Origin of the sequence: Nonomuraea sp. MG754425 (assembly GCF_021699195.1) — a bacterium.
Taxonomy (GTDB): Bacteria; Actinomycetota; Actinomycetes; order Streptosporangiales; family Streptosporangiaceae; genus Nonomuraea.
The window spans coordinates 1-17,425 of the sequence record NZ_SSXE01000080.1 but is presented as its reverse complement, the minus strand read 5'-3'; the positions used below and the strand labels follow the sequence as shown (position 1 = coordinate 17,425).

The window sequence follows — 17,425 nt, the reverse complement described above, 5'->3', positions numbered from 1 at the left end:
GACTCGGTTGAACGCTCGAAAAGCACCTTTATCCCCATTTAAAGGAAAAGTCGGAAAAGACGCGGGGTGGCGTGGAGGACGCCAGGCGGTGAGCGCTGCCGACGATCTCGTCCGTCGTGGTTCTGAGGGCCGGGGAGGCGGGACGGGTGGTCCGCCTCCCCTCCGGAGATCAGGTGATGATCAGCGGTGGTTTTACTCGGGTGGGACCGGCGTGGTGGCCGCCGGGACGCCCGGTGTCCGGGGCGGCACCACGTGCACCCGTGCCGAGGCGATGTCGAAGTAGAGGCCCACCAGCTTGAGCTGACCGGTCTCGACCTGCTCGTCCACCTTGCGGTAGGTGCGCAGGTTCTCTAGCTGCTGCTGCACGTTCAGGCGGCACAGCGCGTCGAGAGCCGAGTCGTGCTCGCCCTCGGTCCGCTCGCGGCCCGCCTCCGCGCCCTGTTCGAGCATCGTGAGGCTGGGGTCGCCGTGCCGCAGCCAGCGCTGGAGCTGGGGCAGCTCCGCCGTGGCGGCCGGGCCGCTGAGCAGCGCGGCCATCGCGCCGCAGCCGGAGTGCCCGCAGACCGTGATGGTGTGCACGGTCAGGACGCGGGTGGCGTACTCGATGGCGGCGGCCACGGAGTCGTCGCCGGGGTCGGAGCCCGCGCAGGGCACCAGGTTGCCGATGTTGCGGACCGTGAACAGGTCTCCGGGGCCGCTCGACGTGATCAGGCTGGGCACGAGCCGGGAGTCGGCGCAGGTGATGAACAGGTGGGTGGGCTGCTGCTTGGTCGCGAGCTGGGTGAAGATGGGCCGCACGAGCGGCGCGGTCCGCCGGTGGAACTCGTCGGCGCCCCGGGTGAGCTGGCAGTCGATGGCGGTCGTGATGGCGTCGGGACGGCGGCGATGGGTCCACGGCAGCCACCAGTGCCCGGCGGGCTTCGGCGGGCTCTTGGCCGGCGACATGCGGGCGCCGCTGGCGGCGAGCGTGTACCACTCGTCGTGCAGCTCGTCGATGGTGACGGCGCCGCCCAGCCGCTCGTGGTCCATCCGCCAGGAGTGGATGGCGTCGAAGGCGGCGTTGTCCATGAAGTCGATGTTGAGGTCGAGGTCCACGACGGCTCCCGCGGGGATCGTGCGCAGCTCCTGGGTCAGGCGCGGCACGCCGATGAAGGTGAGCGAGCCGGAGACCGTGGCGTGCACGCGCCCGTTCGGCTCCTCGCGCTTGTCGACCGTCACCCGCGTCAGCCTCCGCAGCGCCAGCAGCGCGGCCAGGGCGAGCCCGGCCAGTACGCCCTCGGCCAGGCCGACGAGGATGACGCCGGTCAGGGTGACCAGGTAGACGGGCACCTCGTTGTGGCCGTGCACCTTCCTGACGTGGCCGAGGCTGATCGTCCTGATGCCGATGAAGACCAGCAGGGCGGCCAGCGCCTCCATCGGGATGAACTTGATCGTCCAGCCCAGGCAGAGCGCGAACAGCAGGACCCAGACGCCGTGCAGGATGGCCGACCAGTGGGTACGGGCGCCCGCCCGCAGGTTGGTGGTGCTGCGCACGATCACCCCGGCGACGGGGAGGCCGCCCAGGACGCCGCTGACCATGTTGGCCACGCCCTGCCCGGTCAGCTCGCGGTCGAGGTCGGCGCGGGACCCGCGGTGCATGCCGTCCACGGCCACGCAGCACAGCAGCGACTCGGCCCCGGCCACCAGCGCGATCAGCAGCACCGCGCCGGCGATGTTCTGCCAGTCGCCCGCCGGCAGCTCCGGCGGGGCCCACGAGGTGATGGCCCCGGTCAGGTCGATGCGGGTGACGCTCCAGTTGAACACCCAGGCCGTGCCGGCGGCCACGAGCAGCGCCGCCAGCGGCGCCGGAACCGTCCTGACGTGCTTGGGCAGCCGCTCCCAGACGAGCAGCACCGTGACGGTGAGGACGCCGACCATGACCTTGTGGCCGTGCATGTCGAGGATCTGGCCGGGGAGCTGCAGGAGGTTGGCCAGGGCCGAGTGCTGCGGGCTGCCGCCGAGCACCACGTGGAGCTGGGCGAGCGCGATGATGATGCCGACTCCGGCGAGCATGCCGTGGACGACCGCGGGGGAGACCGCCAGCGCGGCCCGCGCGGCCTTGAACGCGCCGAGCAGCACCTGCAGGCCGCCCGCCAGGATCGTGATCACGCAGGTGGCGCGCCAGCCGTAGGTCTGCACCAGACCGGCGATCACCACCACCAGGCTCGCCGTCGGCCCGCTGACCTGGACGGACGAGCCGCCCAGCCAGCCCGCGACGATGCCTCCTGCCACGGCGGCGATCAGCCCTGACGCGAGCGGCGCCCCGGCGGCCATGGCGATGCCCAGCGAGAGGGGCACCGCGATCAGGAACACCACCAGCGATGCCGGCAGATCATATCTGAGAGTACGCAGAACGCTACTCTCCGTAGATGTATTCATGCGGCAAACCTTAATGCCCGGCCCGCGCGGCATCCGGCGTCCGTGAACCGGCCGGACGTTGTTCGCTGCCGGCGTCGAGGCGGGCCGGCCGTCGCTTTCCGTCCCACGTTGCCCACGTTGATGGTGAGTCGTGCGAACCCACCTTTACGCGACTTTTCGGGGGTCGTTGGTTGGGTTTGACCTGTCGTTGTCGATCACCGTTTGGAGTGTCGTGAAGGTTACGACTGTGCTGTCCGCGCTGACCGCGTTCGTCTCCCTGTCCGTGCTCGCGCCCGCCGCGACCGCGGACGTGACCCCGCCGGACCCCGCGCCCGGCGGGCCGCAGCGTCCCTACGAGCCCGACGTCGAGGGCGCCGAGAACGTCGACTCGCTGTCGGTGACGGCGACCCGCGGGGCCGGGCGCAGCGTGACGATCGCCTTCGACCGGACCAGCCGGGCCGCGACCGGGCAGGTCCCGGCGGGGGCCCGGCGGTTCGTGTTCCTGTTCGACCCCTCGGTGAGCTTGCGTCCCGAGGCGTTCCCCACGTGCGCCCGTACGGTGATCGAGCGGCGGGGCGTGGGGGCGTGTCCGGAGGGGTCGCGGGTCGGCGACGGGCTCGCGGGGTTCGCGAACGGCTCGTCCGAGGAGGTGCTCGCCTTCAACACGCGGGTCGGGCGGCTGCCCGGCGTGCTGGTGGTCATCCCCGGCACCGGCGTGATCCTGGAGCAGACCCTCGAACGGGTCTCGGACGCCTACCGCGCGGACTACCGGTGGGCGCTGGACGAGATCCTGCCGCCCACGTCCGTGCCGCCGCAGGAGCGCGCGGGCACCACCCGTTTCCAGCTCTCCTTCGGCGCCACCCGGCAGCACCGGGGCGGCACGGTCGGCTTCGCCGAGACCCGCGCCGGACGGGGGGACGAGCTGCGCTTCGGGTTGTGGAGCGAGTTCGTGACCGGCCAGGTCGTGCTGCCCGAGGTCCGTACGCCGCTCAAGCTCGCGAGCTGACCCCGGCGTCGATCACGTGTGCCGCTGGATCACCTCCGGGACGACCGGGACCGCGCTGGTGTCGATGGCGTGCTTCTCCTCGGGGGTGACCAGGCCCAGGCCGTACAGGATCGCGGCGGCGGCCCGCCAGTGGACGCGCGCCTCGGCCTGCTCCCCGGTCTCGTGGAGGGCCAGGCCGAGACCCCAGATGATCTCCGCCTCGCGGTAGTCGTCGGTCTGGCCGTTGGCGCGCAACGTCCGCAGCGCCCTGCGGTAGGCGGCCACCGCCTGCTGGTACCGGCCCGCCAGCCGGTACGCGTCCGCGAGGTTGCCCAGCGCGGTGGTGCCGTCGCCGATCGCGCCCACCCCCTCCATCAGCGCGATCGAGCTGCGGTGGGCCTCGATGGCGTCGTCGAGCCGGCCGGCGTGCTGGTAGGCCAGCCCCAGGTGGGTGAGGTTCGCGGCCTCCTGCCAGCGGTCGGCGGTGATCCGGGTCAGGGCCAGCGCGCGCAGGTGGTGCTCGATGGCCTCGTCCAGCAGGCCGACGTTGCGGTAGATCATGCCGATGTGCCCGAGCACGGCCGCCTCCCGGGCGTGCCCTCCGGCCTCGTGGAAGCCGTCCAGCGCCTGGTGGAAGTTGGCGAGCGCGCCGTGGACGTCGCCGAGGCAGTGCTGCGCCCAGCCGAGGTCGGCGAGGATGAAGGAGCGGTGCAGGATGTCGCCGGTGTGCTCGGCGGCCCGCAGCCCGAACTCGCCGACGGTGAGCAGCTTCAGCCAGCGGCCACGGTCGAACAGCGGCACCGCGAAGGTGGCGGCCAGGGCGACCGCGAGCTCGGCCAGCGGCGTGTGCCCGGTCTGGGCGAGCAGCGCCAGGACGTTGTCCTCCTCGGCCGCCACCCACGCCTGCATCTCCTCGGGCGTCACGGGCGCCGACTCCGGGCGGGGCAGGTCCTGGGGGCCGAGGTCGAGACGCCACGAGCTCTGGGCCTTCAGCAGGATGATCGCGGCGCGCGCGGTCGCCAGGTAGTGGTGCAGGACCCGCTGCACGGCCAGCCACCTGGCCTGCTCGCTCTCCTCGACGGCGGCGCGTTCCCTGGCGTACAGGCGCAGCAGGTCGTGCAGCCGGTAGCGGTCCTGGGACGGATGCTGTACGAGCTGGGCGTCCACGAGCTGGTCGATCAGGTCCTGAGCCTGCTCGACGGGCAGGCCGGCCAGCGCGGCGGCGACGGGCGGATCGAAGTCGGCGACGTCGATCAGGCCCAGCAGGCGGAACAGGCGCGCGGCGGCCGAGCCGTGCCGGTGGTCGTGCAGGTCCCGGTAGCCGCCCGCGAAGCCGGCGCGCACGGCGCGGTCGTCCACCTCCAGCAGGTCGAGCCGCCGCCGGTCGGTGGCCAGCCGCCCGGCCAGCTCGGCGACCGGCCAGGCGGGACGGCTGTTCAGCCGGGCCGCGGCCAGGCACAACGCCAGCGGCAGGCCGCCGCAGAGGCGGACCACCTCGGACGCGGCGGCGGGGTCGCCGGCGACGCGCTCCGCGCCGAGGAGGTCGCGCAGCAGGGTCAGGCCCTCCTCCAGCGCCAGCACGTCCAGGGGGATCTGGAGGGCGCCCTCGAAGGAGGTCAGGCGCCGGCGGCTGGTGATCAGTACCGCGCAGGCGGGGCTGCCGGGCAGCAGCAGCCGCACCTGCGCCGCGTCGCGCGCGTTGTCCAGCACGATGAGCATGCGCCGGCCGTCGACCAGGGACCGGAAGCGGCCCGCGGCCTCCTCGGGATCGGCGGGGACGGCCGATTCCGCGACCCCGAGCGAGCGCAGGAGGCGGCCGAGCACGTCGATCGGCTCGACCGGCTCCATCTGCGGCGTGGAGCCGTGCAGGTTCACGTAGAGCCGGCCGTCGGGGAAGCGGTCGGCCACCGCGTGCGCGACGTGGATCGCGAGCGACGACTTGCCGATCCCGCCGAGGCCGCTGATCTGGCAGATCTTCACCGTACGGGTGTCGTCGCCGCCGAGCAGGCCGCGCATCCGGGCGATCTCCGCGGCTCGCCCGGCGAACGTCCCCGGGGCGGGCGGCAGTTCGGCGGGCACCGGCGTGGCGGCGGGCGGCGTCCTGGCCCCGGCCCCCGCCATGGTCCGCGGCCCTGCCTCCGCCGCCGGGGCGGGCGTGGTCGTGGGCTCCGCCTGGAGGATCTGCCGGTGCAGCGCCTGCAGTTCCTCGCCCGGTTCGATCCCCAGCTCCTCCACGAGGATCCGGCGCACGTCGCGGAAGACCTCCAGCGCCGCGGCGCGCTTGCCGTCCTGGGACAGGGCCGTCATCATCAGGGACGCCAGCCGTTCCCGCAGCGGATGCTCGCTCATCAGCTTCGGCAGCTCGGCGAGCACCTCGCGGCGGCGACCGCAGTGCAGCGCCGCCGCCATGCGCTCCTCCACCGCCGTCAGCCGCTCCTCCTCCAGCGCCGGGGTGAACGCGCCGTGCAGCCAGGGCCCGCCCACGTCGGCCAGCGCGGGGCCCGACCACAGGTCCAGGGCCCGGCCGAGCAGGCCCAGCGCCTCGGCGTCGCCGGCCGTGCCGGCCTGCCGGACGAGGTCGCGGAAGCGGAACAGGTCCACCCGCATCGGATCGACGTCGAGCCGGTAGCCGGGCGCGACCGTGGTGACGGTGACCGCGGGAACGACCTTGAGCAGCCGGCGGATCTGCGAGACGCACCCGTGGATGGTGTTGCGCGCCGTGGCGGGCGGCGTCTCCTGGCCCCAGAGCGCCAGCTCCAGCCGGTCCATCGAGACGATCTGGCCCGCGTCGAGCAGCAGCATGGCGAGGACCGAGCGCTGCTGCGCGGTGGCGGGCCCCAGTGGCCAGCCGTCCTTCCAGACGCCGACGGGGCCGAGAAGCCGGAACTCCGTCCGCTCCACCCTGCCTCCGCGTGTGGCATCACGTGCCTTCATGGCGAAATCACCGCAAGCCCCTCCATCTGGTTGATCACCCTACCCAGCCGGACGACCTCGGCCCGCTGATCCGCGCAACCACGTACCGGGAGCGCGCTTCGGGCGCTGCGGCGGGTGGAGGATGGGCGGGCGGCGGCGCGGAGATCCGCACGACGGCTTCGTGATCTCGTGGATGCCAAGGCAGAACGCTGGATCAAGTCGCTGCTGCGGTGGAAGACGGGTATTCAGGCTGGAATGTGCGGAAGGTATGGTGAGGGCTTGTGACGACGTTTCGGATCAGCGAGGCCGCGGCGCTGCTCGGGGTCAGCTCCGACACGGTACGCCGGTGGGTCGACGCCGGCCGGCTGGGTGCCGAGCGCGACGAGAACGGCCACCGGCAGGTCAACGGCGCCGACCTGGCCGCCTTCGCCCGCGCGCAGATCGAGGAGAGCGAGGACGGAGGCCGCACCTCGGCGCGCAACCGGTTTCGCGGGATCGTCACCGAGGTGATCCGCGACGCGGTGATGGCGCAGGTGGAGATCGCCGCCGGGCCGTTCCGGGTGGTGTCGCTGATGAGCCGCCAGGCCGCCGACGAGCTGGGCCTGGAGGCGGGGGTGGTGGCGGTCGCCGTGATCAAGTCCACCAACGTCGTCGTGGAGATTCCCGGTCACGAACGCGTGGCCAGTCATTTGTGAGGAGCCCTCCTTGGTGTTCAGGCGTATTTCCCGGTGGGCGGTCGCCCTGCCCGTCGCGCTCGCGCTGGCGGGACTGTCCGGCTGCGGCTCCGGCGACCCGGCCACGTCCTCCGCCAGTGCCACCGCCTCCTCCTCCGCCGCGGCGAAGGAGCTGACGGTGTTCGCGGCGGCCTCGCTGACCGAGACGTTCACCGAGCTCGGCAAGACGTTCGAGAGCTCCCACCCGGGCACGACGGTGCGGTTCAACTTCGGTTCCAGCGCCACCCTGGCCCAGCAGATCACGCAGGGCGCCCCGGCGGACGTGTTCGCGGCGGCGAGCCCGGCCACGATGAAGACGGTCACGGACGCGTCGCTGGCCGCCGCGCCCGCCACGTTCGTCCGCAACAAGCTGCAGATCGCCGTGCCCAAGGACAACCCGGCCAAGGTGGACGAGCTGAAGGACCTGACCGACGGCAAGGTGAAGGTGGCGCTCTGCGCCGAGCAGGTGCCGTGCGGGGCGGCTGCGGTCAAGGCGCTGGACGCGGCCGGGCTCAAGGTCACCCCCGTCACCCTGGAGCAGGACGTCAAGGCCACGCTGACCAAGGTCGAACTGGGCGAGGTGGACGCGGCGCTGGTCTACAAGACCGACGTGATCGCCTCCGGGGACAAGGTGCAGGGGATCGCCTTCCCCGAGGCCGACCAGGCGATCAACGACTATCCGATCGCCACCCTGGCGAAGGCTCCCGCCGGTGACCTGGCCAAGCAGTTCGTGGATCTGGTGCTGTCGCAGCAGGGCAAGGACGTGCTGACCGAGGCCGGCTTCGAGACGCCCTGATCCGGATGGCCGCCACCGTGCCGGAACCGGCGGGCTCGCGTGACGGGCCCGCCGTCCGCCGTGAGAGCTCCGGGCGGCTGCCGTGGATCCTCGTGGTCCCGGCCGTGCTCGGGCTCGTCTTCCTCGTGCTCCCGCTGGCCGGGCTGCTGGTCCGGGCGCCCTGGTCCACGCTGGTGCAGCGGCTGGCCGAGCCGCACGTCCTGGAGGCGCTGCGACTGTCGCTGGTGTGCGCCACCGTCGCCACCGCGGTGTGCCTGCTGCTCGGGGTGCCGCTGGCCTGGCTGCTGGCCCGGGTGTCGTTTCCCGGGCGGCGGCTGGTGCGCGCGCTGGTGACCGTGCCGCTGGTGCTGCCGCCGGTGGTGGGCGGCGTCGCGCTGCTGCTGGTGCTGGGGCGGCGCGGGATCGTCGGGCAGTGGCTGGAGGCGAGCTTCGGGATCACGCTGCCGTTCACGACCGCGGGCGTGATCATCGCGGAGGCGTTCGTGGCGATGCCGTTCCTGGTGATCAGCGTCGAGGGGGCGCTGCGCGGCGCCGACCGGCGCTTCGAGGAGGCGGCGGCCACGCTGGGCGCCTCCCGGTGGACGGTGTTCCGGCGGGTGACGCTGCCGATGGTCATGCCGGGCGTGGTGGCCGGGGCGGTGCTGTGCTGGGCGCGGGCGCTGGGCGAGTTCGGCGCGACGATCACGTTTGCCGGCAACTTCCCCGGCACCACGCGGACGATGCCGCTGGCCGTCTACCTGGCCCTGGAGACCGAGCCGGAGGCCGCCATCGTGCTCAGCCTGGTGCTGCTGGCCGTCTCGGTGATCATCCTGGCCAGTCTGCGCGACCGGTGGGTGAGCGCGCCGTGACCGCCGGCGGGCCCCCGTGCGTACGGAGGAGGAGCGTGCCATGACCCTCGACGCCCGGCTGGTGGTCACCCGGCCGGCCTTCACCCTCGACATCGCCCTGGAGGTCGCCCCCGGCGAGGTGGTGGCGCTGCTCGGCCCCAACGGCGCGGGCAAGACCACCGCGCTGCGCGCCCTGGCCGGGCTCACCCGCATGTCCGGCGGGCGCATCACGCTGCGCGGGCGGCCGCTGCACACCCTGCCCGCCGAGAGCCGCCCGATCGGCATGGTGTTCCAGGACTACCTGCTCTTCCCGCACCTGACGGCGCTGGACAACGTCGCCTTCGGGCCGCGCTGCCAGGGCGTGTCCAGGGCCGGGTCCCGCCGCGTGGCCGCCGCCATGCTGGAGCGGGTTGGCCTGGCCGACCGCGCCGCCGCCAAGCCGCGGCAACTGTCCGGGGGTCAGGCCCAGCGGGTCGCGCTCGCCCGCGCCCTGGCCGTGCGGCCCGAACTGCTCCTGCTCGACGAGCCGCTGGCCGCGCTCGACGCGCACACCCGCCTGGAGATCCGCTCCCAGCTCCGCCGCCACCTGGCCGACTTCGACGGCGTCACCGTCCTGGTCACCCACGACCCGCTCGACGCCATGGTGCTGGCCGACCGCCTGGTCGTCATCGAGCACGGCGGCGTCGTCCAGCAGGGCACACCGGCCGAGGTGGCCCGCCGTCCCCGTACCGACTACGTCGCCCGCCTGGTCGGGCTCAACCTGTACCGGGGCGTGGCCGACGGGAACCTGGTCAAGGCCGGCGAACTGCTGCTGCACACCAGTGAGGAACTGGACGGGGCCGCGTTCGTGGCCTTCCCGCCCGCCGCCGTGGCGCTGTACCGGACCCGCCCCGACGGCAGCCCGCGCAACCTCTGGCAGGCCCGCGTCGAGGGCGTCGAACGGCACGGCGACAACGTCCGGGTGCACCTCGACGGCCCCGTCACCGCCTTCGCCGACATCACCCCCGCCGCCGTCGCCGACCTCGACCTCAGCCCCGGCCGGCAGGTCTGGGCCTCGGTCAAGGCCACCGAGACGCACGCCTACCCCGCATGAGCGCCGGACCGGCCGTGACCGGCCACGACTGCAACGCGATCTGCCTGGGCGGGCCCTGCCACGGCCTGCTCACCCGCGTCGAGCAGGACATCGGCATCCTGACCATCCCCGTGCCGCGCCAGTCGCCCGACCAGCCCGAGACCCGTGCCCGCTACCGCATCACGCGCGAGCGGGTGCGCTACTGGGGCCAGGCCGAGGCGTACGTCGCCCTGCACTGGGCCGACCAGCCCCGCTCCTGCGGCCTGACCCCCTGACCGGGCGCCGCTACCGCGTCCGCGTGCTGTAGGAGTGCGCGCCGGCCCCGGCCAGCGCGCCGCCCTCGACGATCAGGTACTCCTCGCGGATCGGCGTGCCGTCCAGCCACGCCTCCAGGATCTCGCGGGTGCCGGCGGCGTAGCGGGCCTGCGCCGACAGCGACGAACCGGAGATGTGCGGGGTCATGCCGTGGTGCGGCATCGTGCGCCACGGGTGGTCGGCGGGGGCGGGCTGCGGGTACCAGACGTCGCCGGCGTACCCGGCCAGCCGGCCGCTCTCCAGCGCGCGCACGATCGCGTCGCGGTCGGCGATCCTGGCGCGGGCGGTGTTGATCAGGTACGCGCCGCGCTTCATCGTGGCGAGCAGCTCGTCGCCGAACAGCCCCTCCGTCTCCGGGTGCAGCGGCGCGTTGACGGTCACCACGTCGCAGTGCGGGACCATGTCGGCGGCGTCCGGGTGGAAGGTGAGCCCGAGCTCCTCCTCGACCTCGGCTGGCAGCCGGTGCCGGTCGGTGTAGTGCAGGTGCACGTCGAACGGCTTGAGCCGGCGCAGCACCGCCGTGCCGATGCGGCCGGCGGCGACGGTGCCGATGTGCATGCCCTCCACGTCGTACGAGCGGGCGACGCAGTCGGCGATGTTCCAGCCGCCGTCCAGCACCGTCCGGTGGGCGGGCAGGTAGTCGCGCACCAGCGACAGGATCATCATCACGACGTGCTCGGCGACGCTGATGCTGTTGCAGTAGGTGACCTCGGCGACCGTGACGCGCCGGGCGATGGCGGCGTCCAGGTCGACGTGGTCGGAGCCGATTCCGGCGGTGATGGCCAGCTTCAGCCGGGGCGCGCGGGCGATGCGCTCGGCGGTCAGGTACGCGGGCCAGAACGGCTGGGAGATCACCACGTCGGCGTCGGCCAGCTCGCGGTCGAACTCCGACCCGTCAGCAGTGCCGTCGCCGTCCTTGTCGGAGGTGACCACGAGGGTGTGGCCGCGCTCCTCCAGGAACCGGCGCAGCCCCAGCTCGCCCGAGACGCTGCCGAGCAGCCGGCCGGGGGTGAAGTCGACGCCCTTGGGGCTGGGCAGGCTCTGGCCGCCCGGGTAACCCGCCAGCTCGGGCAGGTCGTCGCGGGCGTAGGAGATGGGGTATCCGTCGATGGGGTCGTCGTACAGCACGCACAGCACCTTCGCCATGGGAATCCGCTCCTCGTCGGTGGGGTGATCTCACTGTCCGCCGACGGGTCTTCGCAGGTCAAAGCGTTTGTGTCTATCGGGTGATAGGCCCCGTCTATGCCAGGTGCGCGCGGGTCAGCCGGTCGAACACCTCACGCAGATCGAGGTCGCGGGCGATGTCCAGCACGGCTCTGGCCAGCACCGACTCCGGGCCCGTACCGGCCACGACCAGCCCCACCCGCGGCTCCCTGGCCGGCCGCTCCAGCCGGACCACCCGCATGCCGTCGGGGACGCCGAACATGTGCAGCCACGCGTGCGCGATCACGCTGGACCAGCGCTGGGTGGCCACGTGCGCGAACAGCGCGGAGACGGTGTCGGTCTCGATCGCGGGGACGGCCACCGCGCCGGCGGCCCGGAAGTTGGCGTCCAGGATGCGGCGGTTGCGCATCTCGGGGGCGAGCAGGCACAGGGGCAGCGCGGCGACCTCCGCCCAGCGCGCCGTCCGCCGGTCGGCCAGTTCGCCGTCGGCGGGGGTGAGCAGCAGGTAGCGCTCCTCGTACAGCGGGCTGACGCGGACCTCGCCGAGGTGCTCCCGCTCGTCGTCCAGGTACGTCATGGCCATGTCGATCTCGAAGTCGCCCAGCCGGCGCGCGATCTCCCGCGACGACAGCGACGTGAGCAGCACCCGCACGTGCGGGTAGCGCTCGCAGAACGGCGTCGTCAGCAGCGAGGCGGCGGTCAGCGCGGTCGGGATCGCGCCCATGCGCAGCGTGCCCGACAGGCCCCCGCGCATCCTGGACAGGTCCTGGCGCAGGGCGTCGGTGTCGGCGAGGATGCGGTGCGCCCACAGCAGCACCCGCTCGCCCTCCGGGGTCAGCCCGGCGAAGCGCTGCCCGCGCCGCACCAGGGGCACGTCCAGCTCGCGCTCCAGCTTGCGGATGGCCGCCGAGAGCGACGGCTGCGAGACGTGGCAGGCCGCGGCGGCGCGGGCGAAGTGCCGCTCGCGGGCCAGCGCCACGAGATATTCCAACTGGCGTAACAGCACGTCACAGCATCCCCCGGGCAGGCCCGCCGCGTCCATCCCGGGATCAGGCGGATTCCTCCACGCCGGCGGCGTCGGCCCAGGTGAGCACGGTGAACGGGACGTCGCTGGAAGGGTGGTGCACCCGCCGCGAGGTGATCCGGTACGCCCCGTCCGGGGCCTCGCAGGGCGGCCGGACCGGCACGTGGACCACGCCGACGTCCTGGTGGATGCGGGTGAGCATGCCGTGGCAGGGCCCGCCGACACAGATGGCGTTGGGCCTGGCCCTTATCCCGCGCCTCAAGGCGGTCGTCTCGTTCCCTGGCACCTTGGGCAGTCCTCCGAAACCCTGCGGCTGTTCTCTTCCGAGGGTACTGAGTGCCTTTCTCCCGCTTTCGCCGGGCCTCCCGGGCGGGCCGCGGTCACGTGAGCGCCGCGGCCCGCCCGCCGCTCACGTGCGGAACGGGCCGGTCACGCAGTAGGTGATCCCGCCGGACGACGAGCCCGACGTGCCGCGCTGGGAGGAGAAGTACAGCCGGTCGCCGGCCGGGTTGAAGGCCGGACCGGTGATCTCCGAGGAGCTCTGGCCGTCGATGCGGAGGAACGGGGAGATCTTGTCGTCGGGGGTGATCAGGCAGATCTCCATGTTGCCGCCGTCCTCGGCCACGTAGAGGTCGCCGGAGGCGGCGCCGGTGACGTTGTCGACGCCGGTGAGCGGCGGCGTCCCCGGGCTGACGAGGTCGTCGTCGTAGGCGAGTTCGTAGGTGCCGCTCGTTAAGTTGACCTGCCACACCCGGTTGTCGCCCTTGGTGGTGAACCAGACGGTGTCGCCGGCGTAGTAGCAGCCCTCGCCGCCGTTGAACGACTTGGAGCCGGACACCTGGCTGCGGGTGACCGTCGGCGAGCCGTCGGGGTCGGGCACGTCGGCCCAGGTGAACGAGCCCGACGTGGCGGAGCCGGCGATGAACACCTGAAGCACGCCGGACGACAGGTCGCCCCACGTCGTGGGGATGAACCGGTAGAAGCGGCCGTCGGTCTCGTCCTCGGTGAGGTAGACCACGCGCCGCACCGGGTCGGCGGCGGCGGCCTCGTGCTTGAACCGGCCCATCGCGGGCCGCTGCACGGCGGTGCCGCCGAACGGGTAGGTCTCGTACACGAAGCCGCGGCTGACCTCCTCGCAGGACAGCCAGGTGTCCCAGGGCGTCTTCCCGCCCGCGCAGTTGGTCCGGGTGCCGGACAGGATGCGGTACGCCGAGGTGACGACGCCGCCGGAGTCGAAGCGGACGGCCGAGGCGCCGCCGCCGGGGTTGATCTCGGAGTTGGACACGTAGATCCAGCCGCTGCCGTCGGCGAAGCACGCGCCGCCGTCGGGGGCGCTGTGCCAGGCGTAGGACGTGCCCGCGACGGCCTGCCCGGACCGGGCGATCACCTGGCTGGTGAAGCCGGCGGGCAGGCGGATGCCGTTGGCGTCGGGCGCGAGCAGCGCGCCGTAGGGGCCGGTGGCGTTCTGCGCGGGCGCGGCGTGCGCGGCGGCCTGCCAGAGACTGCCGGAGAAGGCGACCGTGCTCGCGCCGAGCACGGAGGCGCGCAGGAAATGACGACGCTCCATCGAAACCTCCCATGGGGGGTGCGGCCCCGCCGACGGTAGGCGGCGAGGTGGACCGCGGGCTGTCAGAAGAGTTAACGACGACAGTAGAGTCAACGACGACAGTGCACCTCGCCGCATTCCCGTGCAAGTCCCCCCTCGCACATGCCGCCGGACGAGCATGGCAGGACCATCTCGCGGCGGCTGCTACAGTGGCAGGCACTCGTGCATGACACATAGGAGACAGACGTGGCAGGTGACGACGACATCTCCGGGTGATACCGGAGGTTGACCCGGCCCCGGGGCAGGCGTGTGACCACCGTCCCCCGACGCGGCCCAGGTCGTCGTTCCCTCATACCCGTCCCTTTCGCCGGGCCTCTTTCGCGTGCGCCCGGGTTTTCTGCCGAGGTTTCTCGTATGTCCGATGCGTTCATCATCAGTTCCGGCCTGTCCTTCTCCTGGCCCGACGACACCCCCGTCTTCACCGACCTGTCCTTCAGCGTGGGCGGCGGCCGTACCGGTCTCGTCGCGCCGAACGGCGCGGGCAAGAGCACGCTGCTCAAGCTGATCGCCGGCGAGCTGCGGCCCTCCGGCGGCGACGTCTCCGTCAAGGGAGTGCTCGGCTACCTGCCGCAGAGCCTGCCGCTCACCGGCGACCTGACCGTGTCCGAGGTCCTCGGCATCGCCCCGGTGATCGCCGCCCTGGACGCCATCGAGTCCGGCGACGCCTCCGAGGAGCACTTCACCACGATCGGCAACGACTGGGACATCGAGGAGCGCACCCGCGCCCAGCTCGACCGGCTCGACCTCGTCGGCCTCGCCTTCGACCGCACCCTGGCCACGCTCAGCGGCGGCCAGGTCGTCTCGCTCGGCCTGGCCGCCCAACTGCTCAGACGGCCCGACGTGCTGCTGCTCGACGAGCCGACCAACAACCTCGACCTCGCGGCGCGGCGCAAGCTGCACGACCTGCTCGGCGACTGGAACGGCTGCCTGCTGGTGGTCAGCCACGACCGCGCCCTGCTCGACCGCATGGACCGCATCGCCGAGCTGGAGCGGGGCGAGGTGCGCTTCTACGGCGGCGGCTACACCGCCTACGAGGAGGCCGTACGGACCGAGCAGGAGGCCGCGGAGCGGACCGTGCGCAGCGCCGAGCAGGACCTCAAGCGCGAGAAGCGGGAGATGCAGCAGGCCCGCGAGCGCGCCGAGCGCCGGGCCGGCACCGCCGCCCGCAACCTCAAGAGCGCCGGCCTGCCGCGCATCTTCGCCGGCAACATGAAGCGCGGCGCCCAGGAGTCGGCCGGCCGGGCCGGTCAGATGCACGCCTCGCGTGTCAGCGACGCCCAGGCCAGGCTCGACGAGGCCGGCCGGGCGCTGCGCGACGACCAGCGCATCGCCCTGGAACTGCCGAACACGCACGTGCCCGCGGGACGCACCGTCTTCACCGGCGCGCACCTGCGGGCCCGCGACCTGTTCGCCGAGCCCGGCCTCGACCTGACCGTGCGCGGGCCCGAGCGCATCGCGCTGACCGGGCCGAACGGCGCGGGCAAGTCCACCCTGCTGCGCCTGGTCAGCGGCGACCTGACACCCGACGGGGGCGAGACCCGCCGGGCCGACGGCCGGGTCGCCTACCTGTCACAGCGTCTCGACCTGCTCGACCTCGACCGCTCCGTGGCCGAGAACCTGGCCGCCGCCGCCCCGGCCATGCCCCCGGCGGAGCGGATGAACCTGCTGGCCCGCTTCCTGTTCCGCGGCCAGCGGGCACACCTGCCGGTGGGCGTGCTGTCCGGCGGCGAGCGGCTGCGCGCCACGCTGGCCTGCGTGTTGTGCGCCGAGCCCGCGCCCCAGCTCCTGCTGCTCGACGAGCCCACCAACAACCTCGACCTGGTCAGCGTGGCCCAGTTGCGCGGCGCGCTGGCGGCGTACGAGGGGGCGTTCATCGTGGTCAGCCACGACGAGCGGTTCCTCGCGGAGATCGGGGTGGAACGGTGGCTGGAGCTGTCCGGCGGACGCCTGCTGGAGACCGGAGGCCCTGCCGGAGAGTGATCGCGCGCCCGGCTCAGGGGGACAGGACGAAACCCTCGTACCCCCTGGCCGCGATCTCGTCGCAGGTCTCGCGGTAGACGCCCACCCCGCCGGCGTAGGGCATGAAGACCCGGGGTTTGCCGGGGACGTTCGCGCCCAGGTACCAGGAGTCGGCGCGCGGGTAGAGCGTCTGCTCCGCCACCTCGCCGACGTGGCGCGTCCAGGCGTCCTCGGCGCCGGGATCGGGCTCGACGGTGCGCGCGCCCCTCTCGGCCACGTGCCGCAGGCAGCCGGCGATCAGGTCCACGTGCTGCTCGATGGAGACGAACATGTTGCTGAGCACCGACGGGCTGCCGGGCCCGGTGATGGTGAACAGGTTGGGGAACCCGGCCGTCATCAGCCCCAGGTACGTGCGGGGCCCGGCCGCCCACTTGGCGCGCAGTTCCGCCCCGCCCGTGCCCCTGACGTCGATGGCGAGCAGCGGGCCGGTCATCGCGTCGTAGCCGGTGGCGTAGACGATGGTGTCCACCTCGTACGCGGACTCGGAGGTGCGCAGGCCGGTCGGGGTGATCTCCTCGATCGGCGTGCGGCGCAGGTCCACCAGATGCACGTCGGGCCGGTTGAAGGTGGCGTAGTAGTCGGTGTCGAAGCAGGGGCGCTTGGTGCCTATCGGGTGGTCGCGGGGCGACAACGTCTCGGCCACGCGCGGGTCGTCGACCGTCTCGCGGATCTTCTCCCGGACGAACTCCGCGACGATCTCGTTGGCCCGCGCGTCCACCGCGACGTCGCCGAAGACCCCGAGGAAGGCCGGCCCGCCGTACGCCCACCGCTTCTCCAGCTCCTCCCGCCGCTCCCGCTCGGACGCCTCCAGCGCCGAGTCCGGGTTGAAGGCCGCCGCGATGCCGAACAGGGAGGCCCGCATCGAGCGCCGGATCTCGTCGTAGTCGTCCTTGACCCGCCGGGCCTCCTCCGGCGGGAGCGGGCGGTTCCACGCCGGGATGGTGAAGTTGGGCGTCCGCTGGAAGACCGTGACCCGCGCGGCCCGTTCGGCGATGACCGGGATGATCTGGATGCCGGAGGAGCCGGTGCCGATGACCGCGACCCGCTTGCCGGCGAAGTCCACCTCCTCGTGCGGCCAGCGTCCGGTGTGGTAGCTCTCGCCGGCGAACGTCTCGACGCCCGGGAAGCCGGGGACACGGGCGGCCGACAGGCAGCCCACGGCGGTGATGAGGAACCGGGCCGACACCCGGTCGCCGCGGTCGGTCTCCACCTGCCAGCGGGCCGCGGCCTCGTCGTAGACGGCGCGGGTGACCCGGGTGCGGAAGCGGATGTCCCGGAGCAGGCCGAACCGGCCGGCGACGTGTTCGGCGTAGCGCAGGATCTCGGGCTGGGACGGGTACCTCTCGGTCCAGTCCCACGTCTGCTGCAGGTCCGCGGAGAAGGAGTAGGAGTACTCCACGCTCTCCACGTCGCAGCGGGCGCCCGGGTACCTGTTCCAGTACCAGGTGCCGCCGACGCCGTCGCCGATCTCGTAGACGCGGGCGCTCAGGCCGAGGCCGTGCAGGCGGTGCAGCATGTACAGGCCGGAGAACCCGGCGCCGATGACGACCGCGTCGAGGCGGACGCCGATCTCGGGGGCGGGTTCGGACGGGGG

The 17,425-nt window shown here is 72.9% G+C and carries 14 protein-coding genes; 7 read left to right on the top strand and 7 right to left on the bottom strand.

What is annotated here, in order from left to right:
• Nucleotides 1–192 precede the first annotated feature (192 nt).
• Nucleotides 193–2,418, bottom strand: coding sequence for a bifunctional SulP family inorganic anion transporter/carbonic anhydrase (locus FAF44_RS26410; protein WP_272895046.1), 2,226 nt, complete (start codon nt 2,416–2,418; stop codon nt 193–195).
• A gap of 211 nt (nt 2,419–2,629) precedes the next feature.
• On the opposite strand from FAF44_RS26410, the gene FAF44_RS26405 reads away from it, so the two are divergent.
• The gene (locus FAF44_RS26405) at nt 2,630–3,403 is read left to right on the top strand and encodes a hypothetical protein (RefSeq protein WP_237105956.1); all 774 of its coding nucleotides are present in this window, start codon (nt 2,630–2,632) and stop codon (nt 3,401–3,403) included.
• A gap of 12 nt (nt 3,404–3,415) precedes the next feature.
• Here the strand turns inward: FAF44_RS26405 and FAF44_RS26400 are convergent, their stop codons facing one another.
• Nucleotides 3,416–6,283, bottom strand: coding sequence for an AfsR/SARP family transcriptional regulator (locus FAF44_RS26400; RefSeq protein ID WP_237105955.1), 2,868 nt, complete (start codon nt 6,281–6,283; stop codon nt 3,416–3,418).
• A gap of 293 nt (nt 6,284–6,576) precedes the next feature.
• Here FAF44_RS26400 and FAF44_RS26395 point away from each other — a divergent pair, with 293 nt between their 5' ends.
• From FAF44_RS26395 to FAF44_RS26375, 5 genes are read left to right on the top strand one after another with little or no spacing between them, the layout of a single operon-like run.
• Nucleotides 6,577–6,990: a molybdopterin-binding protein gene (locus FAF44_RS26395; protein WP_237105954.1), complete on the top strand. Its 414-nt coding sequence runs from the start codon at nt 6,577–6,579 to the stop codon at nt 6,988–6,990.
• Nucleotides 6,991–7,000: 10 nt separating this feature from the next.
• Nucleotides 7,001–7,804, top strand: a complete 804-nt coding sequence (modA, locus tag FAF44_RS26390; protein ID WP_237105953.1) for a molybdate ABC transporter substrate-binding protein — start codon at nt 7,001–7,003, stop codon at nt 7,802–7,804.
• Nucleotides 7,805–7,809: 5 nt separating this feature from the next.
• On the top strand, nt 7,810–8,652 hold the full coding sequence (locus FAF44_RS26385; RefSeq protein WP_237105952.1) for an ABC transporter permease: 843 nt from the start codon (nt 7,810–7,812) through the stop codon (nt 8,650–8,652).
• A gap of 40 nt (nt 8,653–8,692) precedes the next feature.
• Nucleotides 8,693–9,724, top strand: a complete 1,032-nt coding sequence (locus FAF44_RS26380) for an ABC transporter ATP-binding protein (RefSeq protein ID WP_237105951.1) — start codon at nt 8,693–8,695, stop codon at nt 9,722–9,724.
• Nucleotides 9,721–9,978, top strand: coding sequence for a hypothetical protein (locus FAF44_RS26375; RefSeq protein ID WP_237105950.1), 258 nt, complete (start codon nt 9,721–9,723; stop codon nt 9,976–9,978). The genes FAF44_RS26380 and FAF44_RS26375 overlap by 4 nt, the downstream gene beginning before the upstream one ends.
• A 10-nt stretch (nt 9,979–9,988) precedes the next feature.
• Here FAF44_RS26375 and FAF44_RS26370 read toward each other — a convergent pair whose 3' ends face one another.
• The 4 genes from FAF44_RS26370 to FAF44_RS26355 form a co-directional block, all read right to left on the bottom strand.
• Nucleotides 9,989–11,164, bottom strand: a complete 1,176-nt coding sequence (locus FAF44_RS26370) for an NAD-dependent formate dehydrogenase (RefSeq protein ID WP_237105949.1) — start codon at nt 11,162–11,164, stop codon at nt 9,989–9,991.
• A 94-nt stretch (nt 11,165–11,258) separates the two neighbouring features.
• Nucleotides 11,259–12,224 (bottom strand): LysR family transcriptional regulator, encoded by a 966-nt coding sequence (locus FAF44_RS26365; protein WP_237105948.1) that lies wholly within the window; start codon nt 12,222–12,224, stop codon nt 11,259–11,261.
• A gap of 7 nt (nt 12,225–12,231) precedes the next feature.
• The gene (locus tag FAF44_RS26360; RefSeq protein WP_237105947.1) at nt 12,232–12,408 is read right to left on the bottom strand and encodes a hypothetical protein; all 177 of its coding nucleotides are present in this window, start codon (nt 12,406–12,408) and stop codon (nt 12,232–12,234) included.
• A 207-nt stretch (nt 12,409–12,615) separates the two neighbouring features.
• On the bottom strand, nt 12,616–13,773 hold the full coding sequence (locus FAF44_RS26355) for an alkaline phosphatase PhoX (protein WP_237105946.1): 1,158 nt from the start codon (nt 13,771–13,773) through the stop codon (nt 12,616–12,618).
• Between the two features lie 393 nt (nt 13,774–14,166).
• On the opposite strand from FAF44_RS26355, the gene FAF44_RS26350 reads away from it, so the two are divergent.
• Nucleotides 14,167–15,792, top strand: coding sequence for an ABC-F family ATP-binding cassette domain-containing protein (locus FAF44_RS26350; protein WP_237105945.1), 1,626 nt, complete (start codon nt 14,167–14,169; stop codon nt 15,790–15,792).
• A 13-nt stretch (nt 15,793–15,805) separates the two neighbouring features.
• On the opposite strand, the gene FAF44_RS26345 is transcribed toward FAF44_RS26350, so the two are convergent.
• A complete protein-coding gene (locus tag FAF44_RS26345) occupies nt 15,806–17,374 on the bottom strand; it encodes an NAD(P)/FAD-dependent oxidoreductase (protein ID WP_308193380.1) in 1,569 nt (522 codons plus the stop codon).
• Nucleotides 17,375–17,425: the final 51 nt, after the last annotated feature.